The organism is Pseudomonas sp. A214 (assembly GCF_900156295.1).
Classification (GTDB): domain Bacteria; phylum Pseudomonadota; class Gammaproteobacteria; order Pseudomonadales; family Pseudomonadaceae; genus Aquipseudomonas; species Aquipseudomonas rhizophila.
Window position 1 is genome coordinate 497,100 of sequence record NZ_LT707062.1, and the last position, 25,647, is coordinate 522,746.

Consider the following 25,647-nt stretch of genomic DNA (forward strand, 5'->3'; position numbering starts at 1 on the left):
TTCCACACATTCGGCGGCGAAACCGAATACTTGAGCGCTTTGGAAGGAATAATGCCAAGTGGCTAGCACGGGAGCTTCATCGATTCAGCCCAGACGCTTTACGTCGGGTAATTGCATGGCCTTCACTTCGCCCTGGAGAAAATCGCTCAGACGGCGCAAACGTTCACCTCCTGGACGGGTTTTCGGCCAGACGAGGTAATAGTGCTCGCCGCTGGCGACGGCGGTAGGCCATGGCAGACTCAAGCGCCCTTGGGCCACGTCCTCGGCCACCATCAACAGATCACCCATGGACACGCCGTAGCCGCGCGCCGCGGCGATCATGCCCAGTTCCAGCGTATCGAACACCTGCCCACCCTTGAGCGAGACCTGATCGGACAGGCCCATGCGCGAAAGCCAGTTGCGCCAATCACGACGGTCCGGCGTGGGATGCAGCAATTCTGCGCTGGCCAACCGCGCCACATCCCAGGGCTGGTCGTTCAACAGGTTCGGTGCGCCTACCGGAATCAGCTCCTCGGGAAACAGCAAGCTTGCCTCCCAGTCGCTAGGAAAATGCCCGTTGCCCAGTAATACCGCGCAATCGAAAGGCTCGGTGTTGAAGTCCACTGAATCGACGTCCATCCAGGCGCTGGTCAGTTGCACTTCATTGCCGGGCTGAAGATGCCGGAAGCGGCTCAGGCGCGCCAACAGCCAACGCATGGTCAGCGTGGACGGCGCCTTCATGCGCAGGATGCCATCTTCGCCGTGCAAGGTATGACAGGCCCGTTCCAGCGCCATGAAACCCTCACGCACGCCCGGTAGCAGCAACCGCGCCGCTTCGGTCAACTGCAGGTTGCGACCACTGCGCTGGAACAGCCGACAGGCAAAGTGCTCTTCGAGTGTACGAATATGCCGGCTGACGGCACTTTGAGTAATCGATAGTTCCTCGGCCGCCCGGGTGAACGAGCTGTATCGCGCCGCCGCTTCGAATGCCCGTAACGCATAAAGAGGAGGGAGACGACGAGACATCGGGAAAAGCTCCTATGGCGATATTTACGCACCCTATCAGAAAGTTATCAGCATGAGTTTTAATCATGCCAGTGATCGCTTTTTTCCTTTTGTGCAAACCGCTGAGAGCGCCGAGAATCGCCGTTTTACAGCCTTGTTTGAACATGGAGTGTGATGATCATGCGGCATCCGGTGCGAATCGAACTGTGGGCTATCCTGCGGCTGGCAGGGCCGTTGATTGCCTCGCAGTTGGCGCACATGCTGATGGTCCTGACCGACACCCTGATGATGGCGCGCCTGAGTCCCGAGGCCCTGGCAGGCGGCGGGCTCGGAGCGGCGACCTATTCATTCGTGTCGATTTTCTGCATCGGTGTGATCGCCGCGGTGGGCACGTTGGTGGCGATTCGGCAGGGTGCCGGTGATGTCGAAGGCGCCACCCGACTGACTCAGGCCGGGTTGTGGCTGGCCTGGTTGATGGGGTTGGTGGCCGGGCTCCTGTTGTGGAACCTCAAGCCGGTACTGTTGCTGTTCGGCCAGACCGAAACCAACGTCCTGGCCGCCGGCCAGTTCCTGCTGGTGCTGCCATTCGCCCTGCCCGGCTATCTGAGTTTCATGGCCCTGCGCGGCTTTACCAGCGCCATTGGCCGGGCTACCCCAGTGATGGTGATCAGTCTCGGCGGCACGGTGGCCAACTTCCTGCTCAATTACGCACTGATCACCGGCATGTTCGGCCTGCCAAAACTGGGCCTGATGGGAATCGGCCTGGTCACGGCCATCGTCGCCAACTGCATGGCTCTGGCCCTGGCCTGGCATATTCACCGGCATCAAGCCTACCGCGCTTATCCGTTGCTCAATGGTCTGTCGCGGCCCAATCGCCAGTACCTCAAGGAACTGTGGCGCCTGGGTCTGCCCATTGGCGGCACTTACGCAGTGGAAGTCGGGCTGTTCGCGTTCGCCGCGCTGTGCATCGGCACCATGGGCAGCACGCCATTGGCAGCGCACCAGATCGCGCTGCAGATTGTCTCGGTGGCATTCATGGTCCCGGCAGGAATGTCATATGCGATCACCATGCGCATCGGCCAGCACTATGGCGCCGGGCAACTGCTGATGGCACGGCTGGCCGGTCGGGTCGGAATTGGCTTCGGCGCAGCGGTCATGCTGGCGTTCGCCATGGTGTTCTGGTTGCTGCCAAACCCATTGGTCGGCTTGTTCCTGGACCACGACGATCCGGCGTTTCGCGGAGTAATCGAGCTGGCGGTGAGCCTGTTGGCGGTAGCGGCGTGGTTCGAGCTGTTCGACGGTGCGCAAACCATTGCCATGGGCTGTATCCGTGGGCTCAAGGACGCCAAGACCACCTTCCTGGTGGGCCTGGGCTGTTATTGGCTGATTGGCGCACCGGCGGCATGGTGGATGGCCTTCCATCTGCACTGGGGCCCGACCGGCGTCTGGTGGGGCCTGGCCCTTGGCCTGGCCTGCGCGGCGGTGAGCCTGACCCTGGCATTTGAGTGGAAGATGAAGCGAATGATCCGCAGTGAGCCTCTGCGGCACCAGGGCTTTGAAACTGTCCAGGCCGACTGAAATCCCATGCGGGAGCAGGCTCGCTCCCACAAGGCTTGGTGTCAGCCGATTTCCAGCACCGACTGCTGGCTGCCGTCAAACGTCAGGTATTCCACCAGCTCCGCCAGGGGCAACGGCTTGCTGATCAAAAAGCCCTGCACCTGGTCGCAGCCGTAACCGCGCAGCAAATCCAGTTGCTCCCGGGTTTCCACGCCCTCGGCCACCACTTCCAGGTTGAGGTTGTGGGCCAGGTTGATCATCGCATGGACCAATTTGCGATTTTCCTCGCGCTGCTCCATGCCACCCACGAAGCTCTTGTCGATCTTGAGCAAGGCGATGGGCAGGCTGTTGAGGTGCACGAACGAGGAGAAGCCGGTGCCGAAATCGTCCAGGGAAAAGCGCACCCCCAGGCGACCCAGGGCGTCCATGGTCTGCTTGACCAGTTCGCTGCGGCGCATGACGGCGGTTTCCGTGAGTTCGAATTCCAACCACTGCGCCTCGACACCGCGTTCGGCGATCAGGCGGCTCAGGGTCGGCAGCAACTGGCTGTCCTGGAACTGCCGGAACGACAGGTTGACCGCCATGTGCAGGGGCGCCAGTCCCCTTTCACGCAGCGCCTGCATGTCCCGCAATGCCCGGGAAATCACCCAGTAGCCCAGCGGTACGATCAGCCCGCTCTGTTCGGCCAGTGGCACGAACTCACTGGGAGGCAATAGCCCGCGTTCGTTATGACGCCAGCGCACCAGGGCTTCGAGGCCGACGATGGTGCCGCCATCGAGGCTCAGCCGGGGTTGGTAATGCAACTCCAGCTCGTCGCGCCGCAGCGCCCGCCGCAACTCGCTCTCCAGGTCGGCGAGGCTGCGGGCGTTACGATTGATGCGTTCGTTGAAGATATGAAAGGTGCAGCCCTGGGTGCTCTTGGCCTGCTGCATGGCGATATGGGCGTGCCACATCAGCGGGTCCGCGCCGGCCTGGGCGCGAGCGTGGGCGATCCCCAGGCTGCAACCGATCAGCAGGCTTTCGCCATCGACCCAGTAGGGTTCGGCCATGGCTTCGGTGATGCGCTCGGCCATCCACTCAGCCCGCTGAGGCGCCCGGCGGGTGTCGATCAGCAGCGCAAATTCGTCGCTGCCCAAGCGCGCCAGTTGATCGCCGGCTTCAAGCGAACCTTTGAGCCTCGACACTACTTGCAGGATCAAACGGTCACCGGCCTGGTGGCCGAGGGCATCGTTGGCATGACGGAAGTTATCCAGATCCAGATGACCGAGCGCCAGGCCACGGCCTTCGTTTTCCGCCAGGCGCGCCGCCAGCAGGGTCTGGAAGCCCTGGCGATTGGCGATGCCGGTCAGCGGATCCTGTTCGGCAAGCCGCTGCAGCGTGTTTTCCAGCACTCCGCGCTCGCGCACATGGCGCAGGCAACGGCGCAGAGTGGCGCCATCGAGCACATCACGTACCAGCCAATCGCTGACACCATCAGGTGCAGTGGTGGGCTCGTGCTCGAGCAACAGGACCGTCGGCAAACGGCAACGACCGGGTGCCGGCTGCAACGCCGCGACGGTCAGCAGCACCGCGTTGTGGTTGTCTTCGAACAGGCTGCTGACCGACTCCCAGCTCGGAGCACTGATCAACACGACCGACGGCCCCATGGGGGCCAGGCACTCGCGCAAAATCGCTGACCATACCGGCTCTTCGGCCAATAGCAGCAAACGCAAGGGTTCGACAGACATTGACAAGCTGACTCCCTAGACTCTGCAAGGTAATAGGCGCAGGGCATTATGACCTGCTGACCGCTAATGACCAATGCCAATGGTTCTCAAACACTTGCTTCAGACGGCTTTTCTTACCCTCGAAGCCGAACGCTGGACGCCCATTCGCCCCACATCCTGCGTGAAAGTAACAAAAGCGGCAAATGACAATGCTGTGTTGCGTCACAAGTCGGACAGAGCAGCACAATTCTGTGAGCCTGTTAAAATGCCGGCCCATTTCGCAAACGACTCCCTGACCCTGTCATGTCCCGACTCAATCCCCGGCAGCAAGAAGCCGTGAACTATGTCGGCGGCCCTCTTTTGGTGCTCGCCGGTGCAGGCTCCGGCAAGACCAGTGTGATCACCCGCAAGATCGCGCACCTGATCCAGAACTGCGGTATCCGCGCCCAGTACATCGTCGCCATGACCTTCACCAACAAAGCCGCCCGGGAAATGAAGGAGCGGGTCGGCGGCCTGCTGCGCGCCGGTGAGGGCCGCGGCCTGACGGTCTGCACTTTCCACAACCTGGGCCTGAACATCATCCGCAAGGAACATGCACGGCTGGGCTACAAGCCGGGCTTCTCGATTTTCGACGAGACCGATGTCAAGGCGCTGATGACCGACATCATGCAAAAGGAATATTCGGGCGACGACGGCGTGGACGAGATCAAGAACATGATCGGCGCCTGGAAAAACGACCTGATCCTGCCGCCCCAAGCCTTGGAAAACGCCCGCAATCCCAAGGAGCAGACCGCCGCCATCGTGTACGCCCATTACCAGCGCACGCTCAAGGCGTTCAACGCGGTGGACTTCGACGACCTGATCCTGCTACCGGTCAAGCTGTTCCAGGACCACGCCGACATCCTCGAGAAATGGCAGAACAAGGTCCGCTACCTGCTGGTGGATGAATACCAGGACACCAACGCCAGCCAGTATTTGCTGGTGAAGCTGCTGATCGGCATCCGCAACCAGTTCACCGTGGTGGGCGACGACGACCAGTCGATCTACGCCTGGCGTGGTGCGCGGCCGGAAAACCTGATGTTGCTCAAGGAAGACTACCCGTCGCTCAAAGTGGTGATGCTGGAGCAGAACTACCGCTCCACCAGCCGCATCCTGCGCTGCGCCAACGTGCTGATCTCCAACAACCCCCACGAGTTCGAAAAGCAACTGTGGAGCGAGATGGGCCACGGCGACGAGATCCGCGTGATTCGCTGCCGCAACGAAGACGCCGAAGCCGAGCGCGTGGCCATGGAAATCCTCAGCCTGCACCTGCGCACCGACCGACCGTACAGCGACTTCGCCATCCTGTATCGCGGTAACTACCAGGCCAAGCTGATCGAGCTGAAATTGCAGCATCACCAGATCCCCTATCGCCTGTCGGGGGGCAACAGCTTCTTCGGCCGTCAGGAAGTAAAGGACCTGATGGCTTATTTCCGCCTGATCGTGAACCCGGACGACGACAACGCCTTCTTGCGAGTGATCAACGTCCCACGCCGGGAAATCGGCTCGACCACCCTGGAAAAACTCGGCAACTACGCCACCGAGCGCAAGATCTCGATGTACGCCGCCACCGACGAAATCGGCCTGGGCGAGCATCTGGACAGCCGCTTCACCGACCGTCTGGCGCGCTTCAAGCGCTTCATGGACAAGGTGCGCGAACAGTGCGCCGGCGAAGACCCGATCTCGGCGCTGCGCAGCATGGTCATGGACATCGACTACGAGAACTGGCTGCGTACCAACAGCTCCAGTGACAAGGCCGCGGACTACCGCATGGGCAACGTCTGGTTCTTGATCGAGGCGTTGAAAAACACTCTGGAAAAGGACGAAGACGGCGACATGACCGTCGAGGACGCCATCGGCAAACTCGTGCTGCGAGACATGCTCGAACGCCAGCAGGAAGAGGAAGACGGCGCCGAAGGCGTGCAGATGATGACCCTTCACGCCTCCAAGGGCCTGGAATTCCCCTACGTGTTCATCATGGGCATGGAAGAAGAAATCCTGCCCCACCGCTCCAGCATCGAAGCCGACACCATCGAAGAAGAACGGCGCCTGGCCTACGTCGGTATTACCCGCGCACGTCAGACGCTGGCCTTTACCTTCGCCGCCAAGCGCAAGCAATACGGCGAGGTGATCGACTGCGCCCCGAGCCGCTTCCTCGATGAGCTGCCGCCGGACGACTTGGCCTGGGAAGGCAATGACGACACACCGACCGAGGTCAAGGCCGTTCGCGGCAATAGCGCCCTGGCCGATATACGAGCGATGCTCAAGCGCTAGAATCGACTACTTTTTACCGAACTTTTTACCAAATCCAGGGGCGCCGAAGGCGTCATTAAAGGAGGCTTGATGGAAGCCCTGCACCAGAAAATTCGTGAACACGGCATCGTACTTTCCGATCAGGTTCTGAAAGTCGATGCTTTTCTGAACCACCAGATCGACCCGCAATTGATGAAGCTGATCGGCGACGAATTTGCCGCGCTGTTCAAGGACTCGGGCATCACTAAAATCGTTACCATCGAAGCCTCGGGCATTGCCCCGGCGATCATGACCGGCCTGAACCTGGGCGTTCCGGTGATTTTCGCCCGCAAGCAACACTCTCTGACCCTGACGGAGAACCTGTTGTCCGCGACCGTGTATTCGTTCACCAAAAAGACCGAAAGCACCGTGGCCATCAGCCCGCGCCACCTGACCAGCAGCGACCGGGTACTGATCATTGATGACTTCCTGGCCAACGGCAAGGCCTCCCAGGCACTGATCTCCATCATCAAGCAGGCCGGCGCCACCGTGGCAGGCTTGGGGATCGTGATCGAGAAATCGTTCCAGGGTGGACGTGCGGAGCTGGATGCCCAAGGCTATCGCGTTGAATCGTTGGCCCGGGTGCAATCGCTGGCCGGTGGTGTCGTGACCTTTATCGAATAATCGCCCTGCGTCCCTGTGGGAGCGAGCCTGCTCGCGATGAGGCCGGCACATCCAACACCAATGTTGACTGACAGTCCGCTATCGCGAGCAGGCTCGCTCCCACAGGGGCTTTGAAGTGGCCGTTAAGGCGCGGTGATCTTGAGACCAGCGAGCAACAAGCGCTGACCCAGCTCTTCTTTCAGCCCTTCGGGGCTCGCCAACTGCATCCGCTCCAAATGCTCGGGAAACTCCGACGGCGGCGGCGCATCCAGCGCAGCCTTGCCCAGCTCCAGCATTTCGGTGAGTTTGAACTTGCTCTTGAGCCAGTTCAGCGCCCGCAACAGGTCCCGCTCCACCCCGTCGAAATCGCTGCCCAGCGGATACTCCGGGAACAAATTAGGATGCCGTGCCTGGATGGCCTGCAAGCGTTCCGAGGTGTTCTCGGCGAAGCGCGGATCGAGGCGAAAATCCTTCGGCAACTTGCCGGCATTTTGCGCCTGCTCGATCAACTCCGGCTGGAAGCGTGAGTCGCTGATGTTCAGCAGCGCCTCGATCACCGCGGCATCAGTCTTGCCCCGCAGGTCAGCGATACCGTATTCAGTCACCACGATGTCTCGCAAGTGTCGGGGAATGGTGCAATGGCCGTATTCCCAGACGATGTTCGAACTGATCTCGCCCCCCGCCTCGCGCCAACTGCGCAGAAGCAGAATGGAGCGCCCGCCCTCCAGCGCATGGCCCTGGGCAACGAAGTTGTACTGCCCGCCGACGCCGCTGAGTACGCGACCATCTTCCAGTTGGTCCGCCACCCCGGCGCCCAGCAAGGTCATGGTGAAAACCGTGTTGATAAAACGTGCATCGAGTCGCTGCAGGCGCTTGAGTCTTTCCTGGCCGTACAGCTCGTTGATGTAACTGATGCGGGTCATGTTGAATTCGAGGCGCCGACTCTGGGGCAACTCGCGCAAGCGTTCGTAAAAACTGCGAGGGCCGAGGAAGAATCCGCCATGGATGCAGATGCCATCGGGTTGCGCCGCCTCGTCGAGGGTGCCGGCGTTGGCTCGTTCCTGGGTCGGCTCGTCGGGATAGACCCTGCGCCGGATAATTCCGGCCTCTGCCAGCACCAGCAAGCCGTTGACGAACATTTCGCTGCAACCGTACAACCCTTTGGCAAAGGGTTCGACCCCGCCCTCACGCTCGATCAACTGCGCCCACTGGCTGAGATTCAGCTCCGCCAGCAACGCCTGGTAAGCGGCATTGTCGGCTTGACGCGCCAGCAGCGCCGCCGTCAACGCATCGCCCATGGAGCCGATGCCGATCTGCAACGTACCGCCGTCACGCACCAGGGCACTGGCGTGCAGGCCGATCATATGATCCTGAAACCCCACCGGCATGTTCGGCGTGGAAAACAGCGTGTGGCTGTCCTTTTCGTCGATCAACAGGTCGAACGTGTCGATGCCGACTTCCGCATCACCGGGCATGTAGGGCAGATCACTGTGAACCTGGCCCACCATGAGGATGGTCTCCCCCGCCGCACGCCGCTTGGCGACCATCGGCAACAGGTCGAGGGTGATGTCCGGGTTGCAACTCAGGCTCAGGCGGTCAGGATGCTGCGCATCACTGGCCACCAGTTGCGCGATCAGGTTCAAGCCAGCGGCATTGATGTCCCGCGCGGCGTGGCTGTAGTTGCTGCTGACGTAATCCTGCTGGGCCGACTCGCTGTGCAACAGGCTGCCCGGTTGCAGGAAGAATTGCTGGACGTGGATGTTGGCCGGCAGGCTGTCACGGTGCAGATCGGCCAGGTAATCCAGTTCCGGATAATCGCCAAAGACCCGTTCGATAAAGGGCTCGAGAAAGCGCTTCTGCAAACCATCGCCCAGATTGGGTCGGCCCAGGCTCAGAGCGGTGTAGATGGTCAGTTGTCGCTCAGGCAGTTGCGCGATACGCCGGTACAGGGCGTTGGCGAACAGATTGGGTTTGCCCAACCCCAGGGGCATCCCCAGATGAATGTGCGCTGGCAGGCGCGCGAGTACGTCATCCACCGCCTGTTCGATTGAACACAACTGCACCATCCGACCCTCCGGGACATTCCATGAATGTGGGTTGGACCGAGCTTGCCGGGTCTTGGTTGCGATGAACAGCCTTTGTAAAACCACCGGGCACAAAAAAGCCGCTCGTAAGCGGCTTTCTTGTGGAAGATGCTGGCTATTACAGACCCGACATCTCTTTGATCGCGCCCATGAGCTCTTCATCCGAGCAATCGGCGCAGGTGCCTTTAGGCGGCATGGCGTTGATGCCAGTGATCGCCTTGGCCAGGATGCCGTCGAGGCCGCCCTGATGATCGGCGCGCTCTTTCCAGGCAGCCGTGTCGCCGATTTTCGGAGCGCCCAGCAGGCCGGTGCCGTGGCAAGCATTGCAGTGTTTTGCAATAACATCCTTCGGCGTCTTGGCTCCACCGCCGCCAGCCGAAGCCACGACCTCCATGCCCTTGCATTCCTGCCCCTGAACGCAGACCTGGCCGACCGGTTCAAGGCGCTTGGCGATTTCGTCGTTGGGCGCTGCTTGGACACTGGCTGCCCATAGGGCCAATACGGTTGCTGGTGCAGCCAGCATTTTCATAATTAGATTCACGCGTACACCCTCAATGGTGGCTAGTCACGCCTGCGGCCACGGTTTGCAGGCGGGCGCAAGTATAGCGGGAAGGCCGTCACACTGAAACAACCCCAAAGTCGCAAGGGTCTTGTTTGTCATGACAGCTCATCCTTCGGGCGCCTTTGCCGTCCGGGCACGGCGCCTCTTTTCCTAGAAATTGGCCGGTGTGGCTGCGCTGATCAGTCGCGCCGGCGCATCGAACGGATTACGGAAACGGTGTGGCTTGGTGCTCTCGAAATAGTAGCTATCGCCCGCTTCGAGTACGAAGGTTTCGGCGCCGACCACCAACTCCAGCCGCCCTTCCACCAGAATCCCGGTCTCTTCGCCCTCATGGGTAAGCATCTCGTCACCGGTATCGGCGCCAGGCGGGTAGATCTCGTTGAGAAAGGCAATCGCCCGGCTGGGGTGCGCCCGGCCCACCAGTTTCATGGTGACGGCACCGTCGGAAATGTCGATCAGTTCATTGGCTTTGTAGACGATCTGAGTCGGTTTCTCCTGCAGAATTTCTTCGGAGAAAAACTCGACCATGGACATGGGAATCCCGCCAAGGACCTTACGCAGCGAGCTGATCGAGGGGCTGACGCTGTTTTTCTCGATCATCGAAATGGTGCTGTTGGTGACGCCCGCGCGCTTGGCGAGTTCACGCTGGGAAAGGCCTTTGAGTTTACGAATGGATTGCAGTCGTTCACCGACGTCCAATGCTGGAGCCTCCAGGGAATCAGGTTGTGTGGAAAGTGAGCGTTATCATGGCGACAGCGTTCAGTATTTACAACACTTTGACCTCAATCCCGTGCGGTGAAGCGACTTTCGGTAGATTGCGCTTTGCGTCAGCCCCCGGAATAGAGCCGTGGAACCCGGCGCAGGTTGCAGAAAATCTGATAAGGAATCGTGCCGGCCGCCTTCGCGACATCACTGGCCAGGATAGTCTTGCCCCACAGCTCCACGGTCGAACCGAGCCCGGCGTTGGGGATATTCGTCAAGTCGACACACAGCATGTCCATGGAGACCCGACCGACCAGTTGACTAGGCTGCCCGTGCACCAGCACCGGCGTACCGTTCGGCGCCTGGCGCGGGTAACCGTCGGCGTATCCCATGGCAACCACGCCGACCCGCGTCGGTTGCGCGGTGACAAAACGGGCGCCATACCCCACCGGCTCGCCGGCGGGCAATTCACGCACGCTGATGATCTTGGACTCCAGAGTCATGACCGGCTGCAGCCGCGCAGCGACGGCGTTGGCTTCCTCGAAGGGGGTCGCACCGTACAGCATGATGCCTGGCCGCACCCAGTCGCTTGGTATCTGCGGCCAACCCAGCACTGCCGGGGAGTTGCGCAAACTGATCTGCGCCGCCAGCCCCTGGCGGGCCGCCTCGAACACGGCCAGTTGCTCGGTGCTGCTGGGATCGTGCAGTTCATCGGCGCGGGCGAAATGGCTCATCAACACGATCTTCGCCACCTTGCCGCTGGCCAGCAGTCGACGATAGGCCGCCTGATAATCCGCCGGATGCAGCCCCACCCGATGCATCCCCGAGTCGAGCTTGAGCCAGACCGTAATCGGCTTGCTCAGGGTCGCGTTTTCAATCGCTTCGAGCTGCCACAACGAATGCACCACACACCAGAAATCGTGTTCGACGATCAGCGACAGTTCATCGGCCTCGAAGAATCCTTCCAGCAGCAAGACCGGCCCACGAATCCCGCCGGCCCGCAGTTCCAGCGCTTCTTCGATGCAAGCCACGGCAAACCCATCGGCCGTGTCCTGCAAAGCCTCGGCGCAGCGCACTGCGCCGTGCCCATAGGCATCGGCCTTGATCACCGCAAGAGCTTTGGCCCCCGTCACTTCGCGGGCCAATTGGTAGTTGTGACGTAAGGCTTGAAGGTCGATCAGAGCACGGGCAGGACGCATGGCGGCAGGCTTCTAGGCGGACTAGGTAAAAAAAACGGCGCTGGCTGACGGCATGAACCACCAACAGCACCGCAAGAGGGATCGTTTTCCGGGTTTAGGGCAGCGCTGCCACGACGGACAGCTCCACCAGGATTTCCGGTTCGCACAGTTTGGCTTGCACAGTGGCCCGGGCCGGCGCGACGCCCTTGGGCAGCCATTTGTCCCAGATCGCGTTCATGCCTTCGAAATGGGCGTCGATGTCTTTCAGGTAAATCGTCACCGACAACAGATGATTTTTGTCGGTCCCGGCCAGGTCCAGCAAACGCTCGATATTGGCCAGGGTTTCACGGGTCTGCTGTTCGATACCGGCACTCATGTCGTCGCCAACCTGCCCGGCCAGGTAAACAGTGCCGTTGTGCAGGACGACCTGACTCATGCGGTCATTGGTGAGCTGGCGCTGGATTGACATGTTTTGCAGACTCCTGGTGTTTACTGCCATAACGGGAAATATCGAGGCCTTCGGCGCTGATCTGTGGTTTTTTCTTCGCCATCAGGTCCGCCAGCAAGCGCCCGGAACCACAGGCCATGGTCCAACCGAGGGTGCCGTGGCCGGTGTTCAGGAACAGGTTCTTGAACGGGGTGGCGCCCACGATCGGCGTGCCATCCGGAGTGGTCGGACGCAGACCGGTCCAGAAACTGGCCTGGGCCAGATCGCCGCCCTGAGGATAAAGGTCGTTGACGATCATCTCCAGGGTTTCCCGCCGACGCGGGTTGAGAGACAGGTCGAAACCGGCAATTTCAGCCATGCCGCCCACTCGGATGCGGTTATCGAACCGGGTAATCGCGACCTTGTAGGTTTCGTCGAGAATGGTCGAGGTCGGAGCCATCGCCGGATTGGTGATCGGCACCGTCAGGGAATAACCCTTGAGCGGATACACCGGTGCACGAATGCCCAGCGGTTTGAGCAATTGCGGTGAGTAACTGCCCAGGGCCAGGACGTAGCGGTCGGCGGTTTCCAGCTTGCCGTCGATCCAGACGCCGTTGATGCGATCACCGGCGTAGTCCAGGCGCTGGATATCCTGGCCAAAGCGGAATTCCACACCGAGTTTCACGGCCATTTGCGCCAGACGCGTGGTAAACATCTGACAGTCGCCAGTCTGGTCATTGGGCAGACGCAAGGCTCCGGCCAGGATGTCGGTGACATTGGCCAATGCCGGCTCGACGCGGGCAATGCCTTCACGGTCCAGCACTTCGAAGGGCACACCGGACTCTTTCAGCACGGCGATGTCTTTGGCCGCACCATCAACCTGAGCCTGGGTACGGAACAATTGAGTGGTCCCCAGACTGCGGCCTTCGTAGGCAATCCCGGTTTCGGCGCGCAGTTCGTCGAGGCAGTCGCGGCTGTACTCGGACAGGCGCACCATGCGCTCCTTGTTCACGGCATAACGATTGGCGGTGCAGTTGCGCAGCATCTGCGCCATCCACAGGTACTGGTCGATGTCAGCGGTGGCTTTGATCGCCAGCGGTGCGTGGCGCTGCAACAGCCACTTGATGGCCTTGAGTGGCACACCTGGTGCGGCCCACGGCGAGGCATAACCCGGCGACACCTGGCCGGCATTGGCAAAACTGGTTTCCATGGCTGGCGCCGGCTGACGATCAACCACCACGACTTCAAACCCGGCACGGGCCAGGTAGTAAGCACTGACGGTACCGATGACGCCGCTACCTAAAACCAGAACGCGCATGTTGAAGCCCTCATCGCGGATAACCGCTGACGTTTTGTTGTACAGACCGTAATGTGCGCAGTTTAGAAAAGATCAGGCAGTGCTTTTCACTATATAAATGCCTATATTTGGCGAGAATTCTCGGCAAAAACCCTTTTCATGGAGGAGCATCACCTGTGCGGACCAACACTCAGACCAAACGTGAGCTGGACAAGATCGACCGCAACATCCTGCGCATCCTCCAGGCGGATGGACGGATTTCCTTTACGGAGCTTGGGGAAAAGGTCGGCCTCTCCACCACGCCCTGCACCGAGCGGGTTCGTCGCCTGGAGCGCGAGGGAATCATCATGGGCTACAACGCCCGGCTCAATCCGCAGCATCTGAAGGGAAGTCTGCTGGTGTTCGTCGAAATCAGCCTCGACTACAAATCCGGCGACACCTTTGAAGAATTCCGGCGCGCGGTGCTGAAATTGCCTCACGTGCTCGAATGCCATCTGGTGTCAGGCGACTTTGACTATCTGGTGAAAGCGCGGATTTCCGAGATGGCTTCGTACCGCAAGCTGCTGGGCGACATCCTGCTCAAGCTGCCCCACGTGCGCGAATCCAAGAGCTACATCGTGATGGAAGAAGTGAAGGAGAGCTTGAACCTGCCGATTCCGGATTGAGGGGCGTTCTTGGCTACACCAATACCTGCCGGGTGCTGGCCATATATTCGTGAATCTGCTTCTCGACCCGCGGATGAATCAGTTCCACCGGCCGCCGGCCATTGGGACACGGCAAGGTCGCCGTGGTGCCGAACAACCGGCAGATCAGCGGCCGCTCGTCATAGACTGTGCAGCCATTGGGTCCCAAGTGCACACAGTCGAGCGCTTCCATGGCCGCGTCCTGTTCGGCGCGAGTCTTGCGTGGCAAGCGGGCCATTTCCTCAGGCGAGGTGGTCACTGGCCCGCAGCAGTCATGGCAGCCCGGTACGCACTCGAACGAGGGAATCTGTTGGCGCAGCGTGCGGATTTTTTGACTGTTGCAGCTCATCGAAGCGGCTACCGAGACGGGACAAGGCAGGATTCTGCACGAAAAGCCCTGTCCCAGACAGCGCCAACCGACCGGTGTTGCCCATGGACGAATCCCCGGCTTATGCTCCGTAAAATTTCTCAAACACAATAATCAGGATTACGCACATGAACGCCCGTGTTCAGCAACCTGTCCCGAGCCATTCGCACGCCGCCTCTTACTACGCCGCCAGCAGCTTGCCGCAACCGGATCATCCGCTGCTGCAGGGCGAGCTGGTGGCGGATGTCTGCGTGGTAGGCGGTGGGTTCTCGGGGTTGAACACAGCGATCGAACTGGCCGAGCGCGGCATGAGCGTAGTGCTGCTGGAAGCGCACAAGATCGGCTGGGGGGCCAGCGGGCGCAACGGCGGTCAACTGATTCGCGGCGTCGGTCATGGCCTCGATCAGTTCGCCCCGGTCATCGGTGCCGACGGCGTACGCCAGATGAAGCTCATGGGCCTTGAGGCGGTGGAAATCGTCCGTCAACGGGTCGAGCGCTTTCAGATCCACTGCGACCTCACCTGGGGTTATTGCGACCTCGCCAACAAGCCAGGCGACCTGGAAGGTTTCGCTGAGGACGCCGAAGAGCTGCGCAGCCTGGGGTATCGCCATCAGACCCGGCTGCTGCAAGCCCACGAAATGCACAGTGTGGTGGGTTCGGATCGCTACGTCGGCGGCCTGATCGACATGGGCTCGGGCCATTTGCATCCGCTGAACCTGGCCCTGGGCGAAGCCTGCGCCGCGCAGCAACTGGGGGTCCGGCTGTTCGAGCAATCGGCGGTCACGCGCATTGATTACGGCCCGGAAGTGAAGGTGCACACCCAACAGGGCGCGGTCCGGGCCAAGACCCTGGTGCTGGGCTGCAACGCCTACCTCAATGGGCTCAACCCGGAACTCAGTGGCAAGGTCCTGCCCGCCGGCAGCTACATCATCGCCACTGAACCTTTGAGCGAGGCTCAGGCCCAGGCGTTGTTGCCGCAGAACATGGCGGTCTGTGATCAACGGGTGGCGCTGGATTACTACCGGCTTTCCGCGGATCGACGCTTACTGTTCGGCGGAGCCTGCCATTACTCGGGTCGTGACCCGCAAGACATTGGCGCGTACATGCGTCCGAAAATGCTCAAGGTGTTCCCGCAACTGGCGCAGGTGAAAATCGACTTTCAATGGGGCGGGATGATCGGCATCGGCGCCAACCGCTTGCCGCAGATCGGTCGACTCAAGGATCAGCCCAACGTGTACTTCGCCCAGGCCTACTCCGGCCACGGAGTGAATGCCACGCACCTGGCCGGCAAGCTGTTGGCCGAAGCCATCAGTGGGCAACAGAGTGGTGGTTTCGATCTGTTCGCCCAGGTGCCGCACATGACCTTCCCGGGCGGAAAGCATCTGCGCTCGCCACTGTTGGCACTGGGGATGCTGTGGCATCGGTTGAAAGAGTTGGTTTAAAGCGCCCAGCGCTACTGGTGACGCTATCGCGGGCACGCCTTGCTCGCACAGATTGAGAGAGGGCTGTAAGAGCAAGGCGTGCCCGCGATAGCAGTTTCAGGCCCGGTACCGCTTCAAAGCCGCCAGAACGGCTTCAAGCCCTCCTCCCGCGCCTGCTCTCGGCTCAGCCCGATATCGCGCAACTGTTCCGGTGTGAGCTCCAACAAGGCCTTGCGTGTATGCAGACGACGCCAGAACAGGGCCCAGCGGCTCAGGCTGGACGGGGCACTGTGCAACATCGCATTGCGTAGCTCCTTTTCCTGCCCCGCCGCCAGTTCCTGGCTGTGTAACGTCAGCCGCACATCGCTCAAGCCGTTCATTTTGATCGCTCCTGTTTACTTGGGTAGCCAGAGCTTTCATGATGCGCGGACGGCCATAATCAATACAGATTCAAACAATGTGTTTTCCATGCATACAGATTGCGGCTTTTCGACACTGAATTGTCTTTTTCCGCCGCAACTGTATTGGTTACCGTTGTCCACTTCATCGAGAGCGCGCCATGACCCTTTATGTGAACCTCGCCGAATTGCTCGGCACCCGCATCGAACAGGGCTTCTACCGTCCCGGCGACCGGCTGCCGTCAGTGCGCGCGCTGAGCATGGAGCACGGTGTCAGCCTGAGTACGGTGCAGCAGGCCTATCGCGTGCTGGAGGACAGCGGGCTGGCGATGCCAAAACCCAAATCAGGGTATTTCGTACCGGCCAGCCGTGAACTGCCGGACCTGCCGGTAGTGGGTCGCCCAGCCCAACGACCGGTGGACATCTCCCAATGGGACCAAGTGCTGGAGCTGATACGCTCGGTACCACGCAAAGACGTGGTGCAACTGGGCCGAGGCATGCCGGATATCAACTCGCCGACCATGAAACCGCTGTTGCGCAGCCTGGCGCAGATCAGCCGCCGGCAAGACATGCCGGGCCTGTATTACGACAACATCTACGGCAACCTCGCGCTGCGCGAACAGATCGCTCGCCTGTCGCTGGACTCGGGTTGCAAACTGGGAGCCGGCGACCTGATCGTCACCACGGGCTGTCACGAAGCGCTGTCGGTCAGCATCCGCGCCACCTGTGAACAAGGCGATATCGTCGCGGTGGACTCCCCCAGCTTTCACGGCGCCATGCAAACCCTCAAGGGCCTGGGCATGAAGGCCCTGGAAATCCCCACCGATCCACTGACCGGCATCAGCCTGGAGGCCCTGGAGCTGGCGCTGGAACAGTGGCCCATCAAGGCCATACAGTTGACGCCCAGTTGTAACAACCCGCTAGGCTACATCATGCCCGAGGCCAACAAACGCGCGTTGCTGACCTTGGCGCAGCGCTTCGACGTGGCGATTATCGAGGACGATGTGTATGGGGAACTGGCCTACACCTACCCGCGCCCCCGCACGATCAAATCCTTCGACGACGATGGCCGCGTCCTACTCTGCAGTTCTTTTTCCAAGACACTGGCACCGGGTTTGCGAGTGGGCTGGGTCGCACCCGGCCGCTATCTGGAACGGGTGCTGCACATGAAATACATCAGCACCGGCTCCACCGCACCGCAACCGCAGATAGCCATTGCGGAGTTTCTCAAGGGCGGGCACTTCGAACCGCATTTGCGGCGGATGCGCAGCCAATACCAACGCAATCGCGACGTCATGATCGACTGGGTCAGCCGCTATTTTCCAGCGGGTACTCGCGCCAGCCGCCCGCGCGGCAGCTTTATGCTCTGGGTCGAACTCCCCGAAGGCTTCGATACACTCAAGCTTAATCGGGTCCTGCATGACCAGGGCGTGCAGGTGGCGGTCGGCAGCATATTTTCCGCCTCGGGCAAGTACCGCAATTGCCTGCGCATGAACTACGCTGCCAAACCAACGGCACAGATCGAGGACGCCGTCCGCAAGGTCGGCGCCGCGGCCATTGCGTTGTTGAACGAAACCCGACTCGACGCCGTCTGAGCTTTACTCAGGGAAGCAGCACCCACAAGCCGATCAACGCAAACAAGCGGAACGAGCCTACGTGAGACCCAGACCCATCCTGCCTGTGCTCCTGCTAGTCGCCTCGCTGCTGGGCGGCTGTGCCAGTTTTGACATCACCCGCGAACCTTCCCAGGCGCTCCCGGCAACCGAATCTTCGTTCGGACGCTCGGTACAGGCCCAGGCCGCTCCACACGAGGGACGCTCGGGTTTCCGCCTGCTATCTGACAGTACCGACGCCTTCTCCGCCCGGGCCGAGTTGATCCGCAACGCCCAAAGCAGCCTGGATTTGCAGTACTACATCGTTCATGACGGCATCAGCACGCGAATGCTGGTGGATGAATTGCTCAAAGCCGCCGACCGCGGCGTACGCGTGCGCATCCTGCTGGATGACACCACCAGCGATGGCCAGGATCAGATCATCGCGACCCTCGCCGCTCATCCGCGGATCCAGATACGCCTGTTCAACCCACTTCATCTGGGGCGCGCCACCGGGGTAACCCGCAGCCTCGGGCGGCTGCTCAACCTCTCATTGCAACACCGGCGCATGCACAACAAGCTCTGGCTGGCGGACAACAGCATGGCCATCGTCGGCGGTCGCAATCTGGGGGATGAATATTTCGACGCCGAACCCAACCTGAACTTCACCGACATCGACCTGCTTGGCGTTGGGCCGGTGGCCGAACAATTGGGGCACAGCTTCGACCAATACTGGAACAGCGCCCTGAGCAAACCCATCGAACAATTCCTGTCCCGTCGGCCAACCCCCAAGGATCTGGCCAACAGCCGCCTACGCCTGCAAGAGTCACTGGAGCAGACGCACAAGGAAAATCACGCGCTTTACCAGCAGTTGACCTCCTACCGGACCCAACCGCGCCTGGACATCTGGCGCAGGCAATTGATCTGGGCCTGGAACCAGGCGCTGTGGGATGCACCCAGCAAAGTACTGGCCAGGGATGAGCCTGACCCGCAGTTGTTGCTGACCACGCAATTGGGCCCGGAGCTGACGGGGGTCAGTGAAGAACTGATCATGATTTCGGCCTACTTTGTACCCGGCCAGCCAGGGTTGGTCTACCTGACCAGCCGCGCCGATGCCGGAGTGGCGGTGAGTCTTTTGACCAACTCCCTGGAGGCCACCGACGTACCGGCGGTGCACGGCGGTTACGCGCCGTATCGCAGGGCTTTGCTGCAACATGGGGTGCGGCTGTACGAATTGCGTCGCCAGCCCGGGGACACGGGTGGCAGCCCCCATTTGTTCTACAGCAAGTCCTACGGCGAATCGGACTCCAGCCTGCATAGCAAGGCGATCATCTTCGACCGGAAGAAATCCTTCATCGGCTCGTTCAATTTCGATCCGCGTTCAGTGCTGTGGAACACCGAAGTGGGGGTCTTGGTCGACAGTCCCGAACTCGCCGGCCAAGTGCGCGAACTGGCCTTGCAGGGCATGGCACCGGCCCTGAGTTACCAGGCCCGCCTGAAGGACGGGAAGCTGATATGGACCACCGAAGACAACGGCCAACTGCATGACCTGGACCGCGAACCCGGCAGTTGGTGGCGCCGCTTCAACGCCTGGTTCGCCACCACCGTTGGGCTGGAGCGAATGCTGTAGAAGCCCCGGGTTCAGCACGTTTCCCAAGGCTTCACTTTGTTCAGGCAGGTTGCGTGGCGCCAAACGCCCCTTGGCGCAACAACAGAACCACCAAGCCGAACGCTCCCGCGGCCATGAACAAGGGCAGCGCATGCCCACTGATCCATTGACTGCCCGCCCCCGCCGCCAGTGGGCCAATCAGGCAACCGATCCCCCACAACTGGGCAATATGGGCGTTGGCCCGCACCAGTGCATCGTCGCGATAACGCTCGCCGATCAGGATCAGTGACAAGGTGAACAACCCGCCTGCGCTGGCGCCAAACAGCACCCACAGTGGCCAGATCAGCAAGGTATCGATCAGCAGTGGAACCGCCAGGCTCGACAGCATCAGCGCCACCGCACAGCCAGTGAACAACGACCGGCGCGACAGGCGGTCCGCAAGAGCGCCAATGGGCAACTGCAACAAGGCATCACCGACCACTACCGTGCTGACCATCGCCAGCGCAATGTCGGCGCTGAAGCCCTGACGCAAACAGTAAACCGGCAGCAGAGTCAGGATCATTGCCTCGAACGCCGCGAACAACGACACCGCCCAGGCGATTGCCGGCAACCCACGACAAAACGCCCATAGATCCTTGAAAGTGACGCTGCAGGCTTCACTGCTGGGCGCACCGCTGCGTCCCAGCAACAGCAACGGCGAAACCAGCAAAAGCCCGACACCCACCCAAAAGCCATAATCGTGATCAGTCCCCAGCGCACCCAGCAGCAACGGACCAGACAACTGACTCAGGGCGTAACTGCTGCCGTACAACGCCACCAACCGTCCGCGCCATTGTTCGATCACCAGTTGGTTGATCCAGCTTTCACCCAGAATGAACACCAGGGTCAGGACGACGCCGATCATCAGCCGCAGCACCAACCAGACCGGATAGCTGGGCAACAGCGCCAGCAACCCGATGGACACCGCCCCACCCCACAGGCACAAGCGCATCAACGCCGCCGTGCCGAACCGCGCCGCAAGCCGACTCGACACCTTGGCCCCGACCAGCACCCCAACGGCCGGCATGGCGGCCATCACCCCGATGGCAAACGAACCATAACCCCAGCCTTCCAGACGCAGCGACACCAGCGGCATGCTCACGCCCAGCGCCAAGCCGACACTCAGGACAGATGCCAACACGGCGAAATAGGTCGCCCAACGCATTTCCACGCTCCTGTGGATAGTTATCGATTTTCAGGCCCCACAAAACACTGTGGGAGCGAGCCTGCTCGCGATAGCGGCGCAACATTCAACAGAGTCGTCGACTGTTACACCGCTATCGCGAGCAGGCTCGCTCCCACAGGGGACCAGCACTGCATGCAGCCCCGAACAGGATCCGGGGCCGCCCCTGTCAGAGCTTGATCCAGGTCGCCTTCAGCTCGGTGTACTTGTCGAACGCATGCAGCGACTTGTCGCGGCCGTTACCCGACTGCTTGAAGCCGCCGAACGGTGCGGTCATGTCGCCGCCGTCATACTGGTTGACCCAAACGCTGCCAGCACGCAGCGCCTTGGCGGTCAGGTGAGCCTTGGAAATGTCCTTGGTCCATACCGCCGCGGCCAGGCCGTACGGCGTGTCGTTGGCGATCTGGATGGCCTCCTCGGCGGTATCGAAAGCGATGACCGACAGCACCGGACCGAAAATCTCTTCCTGGGCGATTTTCATGGCGTTGCTCACCCCGTCGAAAATCGTCGGCTCGACATAGGTGCCGCCGGTTTCTTCGAGGATCCGCTTGCCGCCGGCCACCAGCTTGGCGCCGTCGCTGTGACCGGCCTCAATGTAGGACAGCACGGTGTTCATCTGCTGGGTATCCACCAGGGCGCCGACATTGGTGGCCGGGTCCAGGGGGTTGCCAGGTTTCCAGCCCTTGAGCGCTTCAATCACCAGCGGCAGGAAGGTGTCCTTGATGGAACGCTCCACCAACAGTCGCGAGCCGGCGGTGCAGACTTCGCCCTGGTTGAAGGCAATGGCACTGGCGGCGGACTCGGCGGCGGCTTGCAGGTCCGGGGCATCGGCGAACACGATGTTCGGGCTCTTGCCGCCGGCTTCCAGCCAGACACGCTTCATGTTGGACTCGCCCGAGTAAACCATCAGTTGCTTGGCGATTTTGGTGGAACCGGTGAACACCAGGGTATCGACGTCCATGTGCAGGGCAAGGGCCTTGCCAACCGTGTGGCCGTAGCCCGGCAGCACGTTGAGCACGCCCTTGGGAATACCGGCCTCCACTGCCAATGCGGCAATGCGGATAGCGGTGAGCGGGGATTTTTCCGACGGCTTGAGCACCACCGAGTTACCGGTGGACAGCGCCGGGCCGAGCTTCCAGCAGGCCATCATCAGTGGGAAATTCCACGGCACGATAGCGCCTACGACGCCCACCGGTTCACGGGTCACCAGGCCCAACTGATCGTGGGGGGTCGCGGCCACTTCATCGTAAATCTTGTCGATGGCTTCACCGCTCCAGCTCAACGCTTGAGCTGCACCGGGAACATCGATATTCAAGGAGTCGCTGATCGGCTTGCCCATGTCCAGGGTTTCGAGCAGCGCCAGTTCTTCGGCGTTCTGCTTGAGCAGGCCGGCAAAGCGGATCATGGTCGCTTTACGCTTGCTCGGCGCCAGGCGCGACCAGACACCGGAGTTGAAGGTGGTGCGGGCGTTTTCGACGGCACGTTGGGCGTCGGCGACGTCGCAACTGGCGATCTTGCCCAGCACACGGCCATCCACCGGGCTGAGGCAATCAAAGGTTTCGCCGGACACCGCATCGGTGTATTCGCCGTTGATGAAGGCGCGGCCTTCGATCTTCAGGTCGCGGGCGCGTTGTTCCCAGTCGGCACGAGTCAGGGTGGTCATGCGAGTGTCCTCCTCTTATTGAGTACGAACGCCACGCGATGCGCAGCGCTCCACGAATTCTGCCCAGCCGGCCTGTTTTCGGCGCTGTTTTCGGCGCGGGGCACCCGCCACCCTAAACCAGCGGCTGGTAATGTTTCAATATATTTGACACAACGCTGGCAAACGGCCTTGCGATGTTCGTTTTAATAAACATAGACTTTGGCTCTTCCAGCCATTCGCGCCGTCATTACCGGAGAATTGCCGCATGAGCATCCAGGACATCGTCGATTTCAGTCAGGCCAGTACCACCGCCGAACGCTATCGCCCGGACGCAGCCAAGGTACTCAAGGGTGATCCCGAACAAACGGTGTTCAACCACTACAGCAGCCCTTGCGGGCAAATGAATGCAGGCGTGTGGGAAGGCGCGGTCGGCCAGTGGACGGTCAACTACACCGAACATGAATACTGCGAGATCGTCCAGGGCGTTTCCGTGCTGCGGGACAATGATGGCAATGCCAAGACCCTGCGGGCCGGCGACCGCTTCGTGATCCCGGCGGGGTTCACCGGCACTTGGGAAGTGTTGGAGGCGTGCCGCAAGATTTATGTGGTGTTTGAACAGAAGGTTTGAGGATTTGCATCGTTAGACCTGGCCTCATCGCGAGCAGGCTCGCTCCCACATTGGCGTTGTGTAATGCCTGAGTTTCAGGCAAGCACAATGCCCTGTGGGAGCGAGCCTGCTCGCGATGAGGCCCCAATAGGCAACAAAAATCCGGCAACAAAAAAGGCCCGTATCTTGCGATACGGGCCTTTTTCGTAAGTAGGGAAAAATCAATTACTTGATTTTGCCTTCCTTGTAGATCACGTGCTTGCGAACAACCGGATCATATTTCTTGATCTCGATTTTGTCCGGGGTAGTACGCTTGTTCTTGTCGGTAGTGTAGAAGTGACCAGTACCGGCGCTCGAGATCAAACGAATCAATTCACGCATGATTAGCTCCCTTAAACCTTGCCATCGCGACGAAGTTCGGCCAGCACGACACTGATGCCACGCTTGTCGATGATACGCATGCCTTTGGCAGATACGCGCAGACGCACAAAACGTTTCTCTTCTTCAACCCAGAAGCGGTGATGCTGCAGGTTCGGCAGGAAACGACGACGGGTTTTGTTGTTTGCGTGGGAAATGTTATTCCCAGTCACCGGACCCTTACCGGTAACTTGACAGACTCTCGACATGCCTCAGCCCTCTAAAACCACATGCCCAACCCGGCATGGGTTGGCCGCTTAATCTCTCAGTCATTTGGCGCCAGGCGCCGCGTTTCTTTAAGGGTCTTACCGGCTACACCTACAGTGAAGGAACCGGGCCCCTAGAAAAGAGCGCTGCTTTATACCAGAAAGACCACAGTGCAACAACTGCCGGTGTGATTTGTCTTCGTTGGAAAGCGACGCGTAACGCCCCCGAACGGCTGGGGCACAGGCTGGCGCCGCCTTTGACCGCTCGTCGCTGCAGGCCGGTTTTTTTAACCGATGCCGAGCTTGAGCCGTTAATACAGCGCCGCAGGGTGCCGGAAAATGCAAAAAGGGGATAGTTATTTTCCAACGAGGCCACTAGGGTAGGTCTTTTCCAGACTGCACATGCAGATGGGCCTTCGACTTGCACAGGAAACCGACCATGCGCCTCGCTGCCCTCCCACTGTTGCTCGCCCCTCTGCTGATCAGCCCGCTGGCCCAGGCCGCCGCCCTGAGCGTTTGCACCGAGGCCAGCCCGGAAGGATTCGATGTCGTTCAGTACAATTCGCTGACCACCACCAACGCATCCGCCGACGTGCTGATGAATCGCCTGGTGGATTTCGACACCGCCAGCGGCAAGGTCATCCCCAGCCTCGCCGAGAGCTGGGAAGTCTCGTCCGATGGACTGACCTACGTGTTCAAGCTGCGCCCCCAGGTCAAATTCCACCGGACCGAATACTTCACGCCGCGCCGCGATCTGACCGCCGAGGACGTCAAGTTCAGCTTCGAACGCATGCTTGACCCGGCAAACCCTTGGCACAAAATCGCCCAGAGCGGTTTCCCCCACGCCCAGTCCATGCAGCTACCGAGCTTGATCAAGAAAATCGACGCGCTGGACCCGCTGACCGTGCGCTTCATCCTCGATCATGCGGATTCGACCTTCCTGGCCACCTTGAGCATGGGCTTTGCCTCCATCTATTCGGCCGAATACGCCGATCAGCTGATGAAAGCCGGCACGCCAGAAGCACTCAACAATCAGCCCATCGGCACAGGCCCGTTCATTTTCAACCGGTTCCAGAAAGACGCTTCGATTCGCTACAAGGCCAACCACGACTATTTCGCCGGCAAGCCCCAGGTGGATCCGCTGATCTTCGCCATCACGCCGGACGCGAATGTGCGCCTGCAAAAACTGCGGCGCAACGAATGCCAGATCGCCCTGTCACCCAAGCCGCAGGACGTCCAGGCCGCCAGGCAGGAGCCGACGTTGAAAGTGGCGCAGACCGACGCCTTCATGACCGCGTTCGTGGCGATCAACAGCCAGCACCCGCCCTTCGACAAGCCCGAGGTTCGACAAGCCGTCAACCTGGCCTTCGACAAGGCCAGCTACCTCAAGGCCGTTTTCGAGGGCACCGCCGAAGCGGCCAAGGGCCCCTACCCTCCGAACACCTGGAGCTACGCCAAAAACTTGCCCGGTTACGCCCATGACCCGGCCAAGGCCCGTGATCTTCTGGCCAGGGCCGGTTTGAAGGACGGCTTTCAGACCACCATCTGGACCCGCCCTTCCGGCAGCCTGCTGAACCCCAACCCCAGTCTGGGCGCGCAGCTGCTGCAGGCCGACCTGGCGCAGATCGGCATTCAGGCCGAGATTCGCGTGATCGAATGGGGCGAACTGATCCGTCGCGCCAAGGCCGGCGAACATGACTTGCTGTTCATGGGCTGGGCCGGTGACAACGGTGACCCGGACAACTTCCTCACGCCGCAGTTTTCCTGCGCGGCACTCAAGTCCGGCACCAACTTCGCCCGTTATTGCAACCCGGACCTGGATAAAGTGATCAGTGCCGGCAAAACCACGAGCGAGCAGGGCGTGCGCACCAAACTCTATGAGCAGGCCCAGGCGCAGATCCAGCAACAGGCCCTGTGGCTGCCCCTGGCGCACCCGACCGCGTTCGCCCTGACCCGCAAGGATGTGCAGGGTTACTCGGTCAGCCCGTTTGGGCGGCAGGATTACTCCAAGGTCAGTATCAAGTAACCACTGCCAGCCCCCCTGTGGGAGCA

At 60.7% G+C, this 25,647-nt stretch carries 23 protein-coding genes; 9 read left to right on the top strand and 14 right to left on the bottom strand.

Features of this window, described 5'->3' with window-relative positions; genetic code table 11:
* Positions 1–84: 84 nt before the first annotated feature.
* Complete coding sequence (locus BW979_RS02240) at positions 85–1,005, bottom strand: LysR substrate-binding domain-containing protein (protein ID WP_047226144.1); 921 nt, start codon at positions 1,003–1,005, stop codon at positions 85–87.
* Between the two features lie 159 nt (positions 1,006–1,164).
* Between BW979_RS02240 and BW979_RS02245 the strand changes: the two genes are divergently transcribed.
* Positions 1,165–2,562, top strand: coding sequence for a NorM family multidrug efflux MATE transporter (locus tag BW979_RS02245; RefSeq protein WP_047226196.1), 1,398 nt, complete (start codon positions 1,165–1,167; stop codon positions 2,560–2,562).
* A 41-nt stretch (positions 2,563–2,603) separates the two neighbouring features.
* Here the strand turns inward: BW979_RS02245 and BW979_RS02250 are convergent, their stop codons facing one another.
* Positions 2,604–4,274, bottom strand: coding sequence for a putative bifunctional diguanylate cyclase/phosphodiesterase (locus BW979_RS02250; RefSeq protein WP_076383085.1), 1,671 nt, complete (start codon positions 4,272–4,274; stop codon positions 2,604–2,606).
* A 276-nt stretch (positions 4,275–4,550) separates the two neighbouring features.
* Between BW979_RS02250 and rep the strand changes: the two genes are divergently transcribed.
* Both rep and BW979_RS02260 read left to right on the top strand, forming a co-directional pair.
* Complete coding sequence (gene rep, locus BW979_RS02255; protein ID WP_047226146.1) at positions 4,551–6,560, top strand: DNA helicase Rep; 2,010 nt, start codon at positions 4,551–4,553, stop codon at positions 6,558–6,560.
* A gap of 69 nt (positions 6,561–6,629) precedes the next feature.
* Positions 6,630–7,202 (top strand): xanthine phosphoribosyltransferase, encoded by a 573-nt coding sequence (locus BW979_RS02260; protein WP_047226147.1) that lies wholly within the window; start codon positions 6,630–6,632, stop codon positions 7,200–7,202.
* A 122-nt stretch (positions 7,203–7,324) separates the two neighbouring features.
* Here the strand turns inward: BW979_RS02260 and BW979_RS02265 are convergent, their stop codons facing one another.
* From BW979_RS02265 to dadA, 6 genes are all read right to left on the bottom strand, one after another.
* Positions 7,325–9,247: an acetyl-CoA hydrolase/transferase C-terminal domain-containing protein gene (locus tag BW979_RS02265; RefSeq protein WP_076383086.1), complete on the bottom strand. Its 1,923-nt coding sequence runs from the start codon at positions 9,245–9,247 to the stop codon at positions 7,325–7,327.
* Positions 9,248–9,383: 136 nt separating this feature from the next.
* Complete coding sequence (locus BW979_RS02270; RefSeq protein WP_047226149.1) at positions 9,384–9,794, bottom strand: c-type cytochrome; 411 nt, start codon at positions 9,792–9,794, stop codon at positions 9,384–9,386.
* Between the two features lie 183 nt (positions 9,795–9,977).
* Positions 9,978–10,526, bottom strand: coding sequence for a cupin domain-containing protein (locus BW979_RS02275; protein WP_047226150.1), 549 nt, complete (start codon positions 10,524–10,526; stop codon positions 9,978–9,980).
* Between the two features lie 128 nt (positions 10,527–10,654).
* Positions 10,655–11,728 (bottom strand): alanine racemase, encoded by a 1,074-nt coding sequence (gene alr, locus BW979_RS02280; RefSeq protein WP_047226151.1) that lies wholly within the window; start codon positions 11,726–11,728, stop codon positions 10,655–10,657.
* Positions 11,729–11,822: 94 nt separating this feature from the next.
* Positions 11,823–12,176, bottom strand: coding sequence for a RidA family protein (locus tag BW979_RS02285; protein WP_047226152.1), 354 nt, complete (start codon positions 12,174–12,176; stop codon positions 11,823–11,825).
* Positions 12,148–13,452: a D-amino acid dehydrogenase gene (dadA, locus tag BW979_RS02290; protein WP_047226153.1), complete on the bottom strand. Its 1,305-nt coding sequence runs from the start codon at positions 13,450–13,452 to the stop codon at positions 12,148–12,150. The genes BW979_RS02285 and dadA overlap by 29 nt, the downstream gene beginning before the upstream one ends.
* Before the next feature lie 155 nt (positions 13,453–13,607).
* Between dadA and BW979_RS02295 the strand changes: the two genes are divergently transcribed.
* Positions 13,608–14,096, top strand: coding sequence for an Lrp/AsnC ligand binding domain-containing protein (locus BW979_RS02295; RefSeq protein WP_003206849.1), 489 nt, complete (start codon positions 13,608–13,610; stop codon positions 14,094–14,096).
* A 13-nt stretch (positions 14,097–14,109) separates the two neighbouring features.
* On the opposite strand, the gene BW979_RS02300 is transcribed toward BW979_RS02295, so the two are convergent.
* Positions 14,110–14,463: a YkgJ family cysteine cluster protein gene (locus tag BW979_RS02300; RefSeq protein WP_003206850.1), complete on the bottom strand. Its 354-nt coding sequence runs from the start codon at positions 14,461–14,463 to the stop codon at positions 14,110–14,112.
* Positions 14,464–14,609: 146 nt separating this feature from the next.
* Here BW979_RS02300 and BW979_RS02305 point away from each other — a divergent pair, with 146 nt between their 5' ends.
* On the top strand, positions 14,610–15,923 hold the full coding sequence (locus BW979_RS02305) for an NAD(P)/FAD-dependent oxidoreductase (RefSeq protein WP_076383087.1): 1,314 nt from the start codon (positions 14,610–14,612) through the stop codon (positions 15,921–15,923).
* Between the two features lie 113 nt (positions 15,924–16,036).
* Here BW979_RS02305 and BW979_RS02310 read toward each other — a convergent pair whose 3' ends face one another.
* Positions 16,037–16,282: a DUF1127 domain-containing protein gene (locus BW979_RS02310; RefSeq protein WP_047226155.1), complete on the bottom strand. Its 246-nt coding sequence runs from the start codon at positions 16,280–16,282 to the stop codon at positions 16,037–16,039.
* A 179-nt stretch (positions 16,283–16,461) separates the two neighbouring features.
* On the opposite strand from BW979_RS02310, the gene BW979_RS02315 reads away from it, so the two are divergent.
* Both BW979_RS02315 and BW979_RS02320 read left to right on the top strand, forming a co-directional pair.
* Positions 16,462–17,895, top strand: coding sequence for an aminotransferase-like domain-containing protein (locus BW979_RS02315; RefSeq protein WP_047226156.1), 1,434 nt, complete (start codon positions 16,462–16,464; stop codon positions 17,893–17,895).
* 61 nt (positions 17,896–17,956) lie between these two features.
* On the top strand, positions 17,957–19,522 hold the full coding sequence (locus BW979_RS02320) for a phospholipase D family protein (protein WP_047226157.1): 1,566 nt from the start codon (positions 17,957–17,959) through the stop codon (positions 19,520–19,522).
* Between the two features lie 40 nt (positions 19,523–19,562).
* On the opposite strand, the gene BW979_RS02325 is transcribed toward BW979_RS02320, so the two are convergent.
* Together BW979_RS02325 and BW979_RS02330 are read right to left on the bottom strand one after the other, a co-directional pair.
* Positions 19,563–20,705, bottom strand: a complete 1,143-nt coding sequence (locus tag BW979_RS02325; RefSeq protein ID WP_047226158.1) for an MFS transporter — start codon at positions 20,703–20,705, stop codon at positions 19,563–19,565.
* Positions 20,706–20,892: 187 nt separating this feature from the next.
* Positions 20,893–22,386: an aldehyde dehydrogenase gene (locus tag BW979_RS02330; protein WP_076383088.1), complete on the bottom strand. Its 1,494-nt coding sequence runs from the start codon at positions 22,384–22,386 to the stop codon at positions 20,893–20,895.
* Positions 22,387–22,630: 244 nt separating this feature from the next.
* Between BW979_RS02330 and BW979_RS02335 the strand changes: the two genes are divergently transcribed.
* On the top strand, positions 22,631–22,993 hold the full coding sequence (locus BW979_RS02335; RefSeq protein WP_076383089.1) for a cupin domain-containing protein: 363 nt from the start codon (positions 22,631–22,633) through the stop codon (positions 22,991–22,993).
* 204 nt (positions 22,994–23,197) lie between these two features.
* Here the strand turns inward: BW979_RS02335 and rpmG are convergent, their stop codons facing one another.
* Entirely contained in the window at positions 23,198–23,353 is a 156-nt protein-coding gene (rpmG, locus tag BW979_RS02340; protein ID WP_003177274.1) for a 50S ribosomal protein L33, read from the bottom strand.
* An 11-nt stretch (positions 23,354–23,364) separates the two neighbouring features.
* The gene (gene rpmB, locus BW979_RS02345) at positions 23,365–23,598 is read right to left on the bottom strand and encodes a 50S ribosomal protein L28 (RefSeq protein ID WP_003177273.1); all 234 of its coding nucleotides are present in this window, start codon (positions 23,596–23,598) and stop codon (positions 23,365–23,367) included.
* A gap of 436 nt (positions 23,599–24,034) precedes the next feature.
* On the opposite strand from rpmB, the gene BW979_RS02350 reads away from it, so the two are divergent.
* Positions 24,035–25,621: an ABC transporter substrate-binding protein gene (locus BW979_RS02350; protein WP_076383090.1), complete on the top strand. Its 1,587-nt coding sequence runs from the start codon at positions 24,035–24,037 to the stop codon at positions 25,619–25,621.
* Positions 25,622–25,647: the final 26 nt, after the last annotated feature.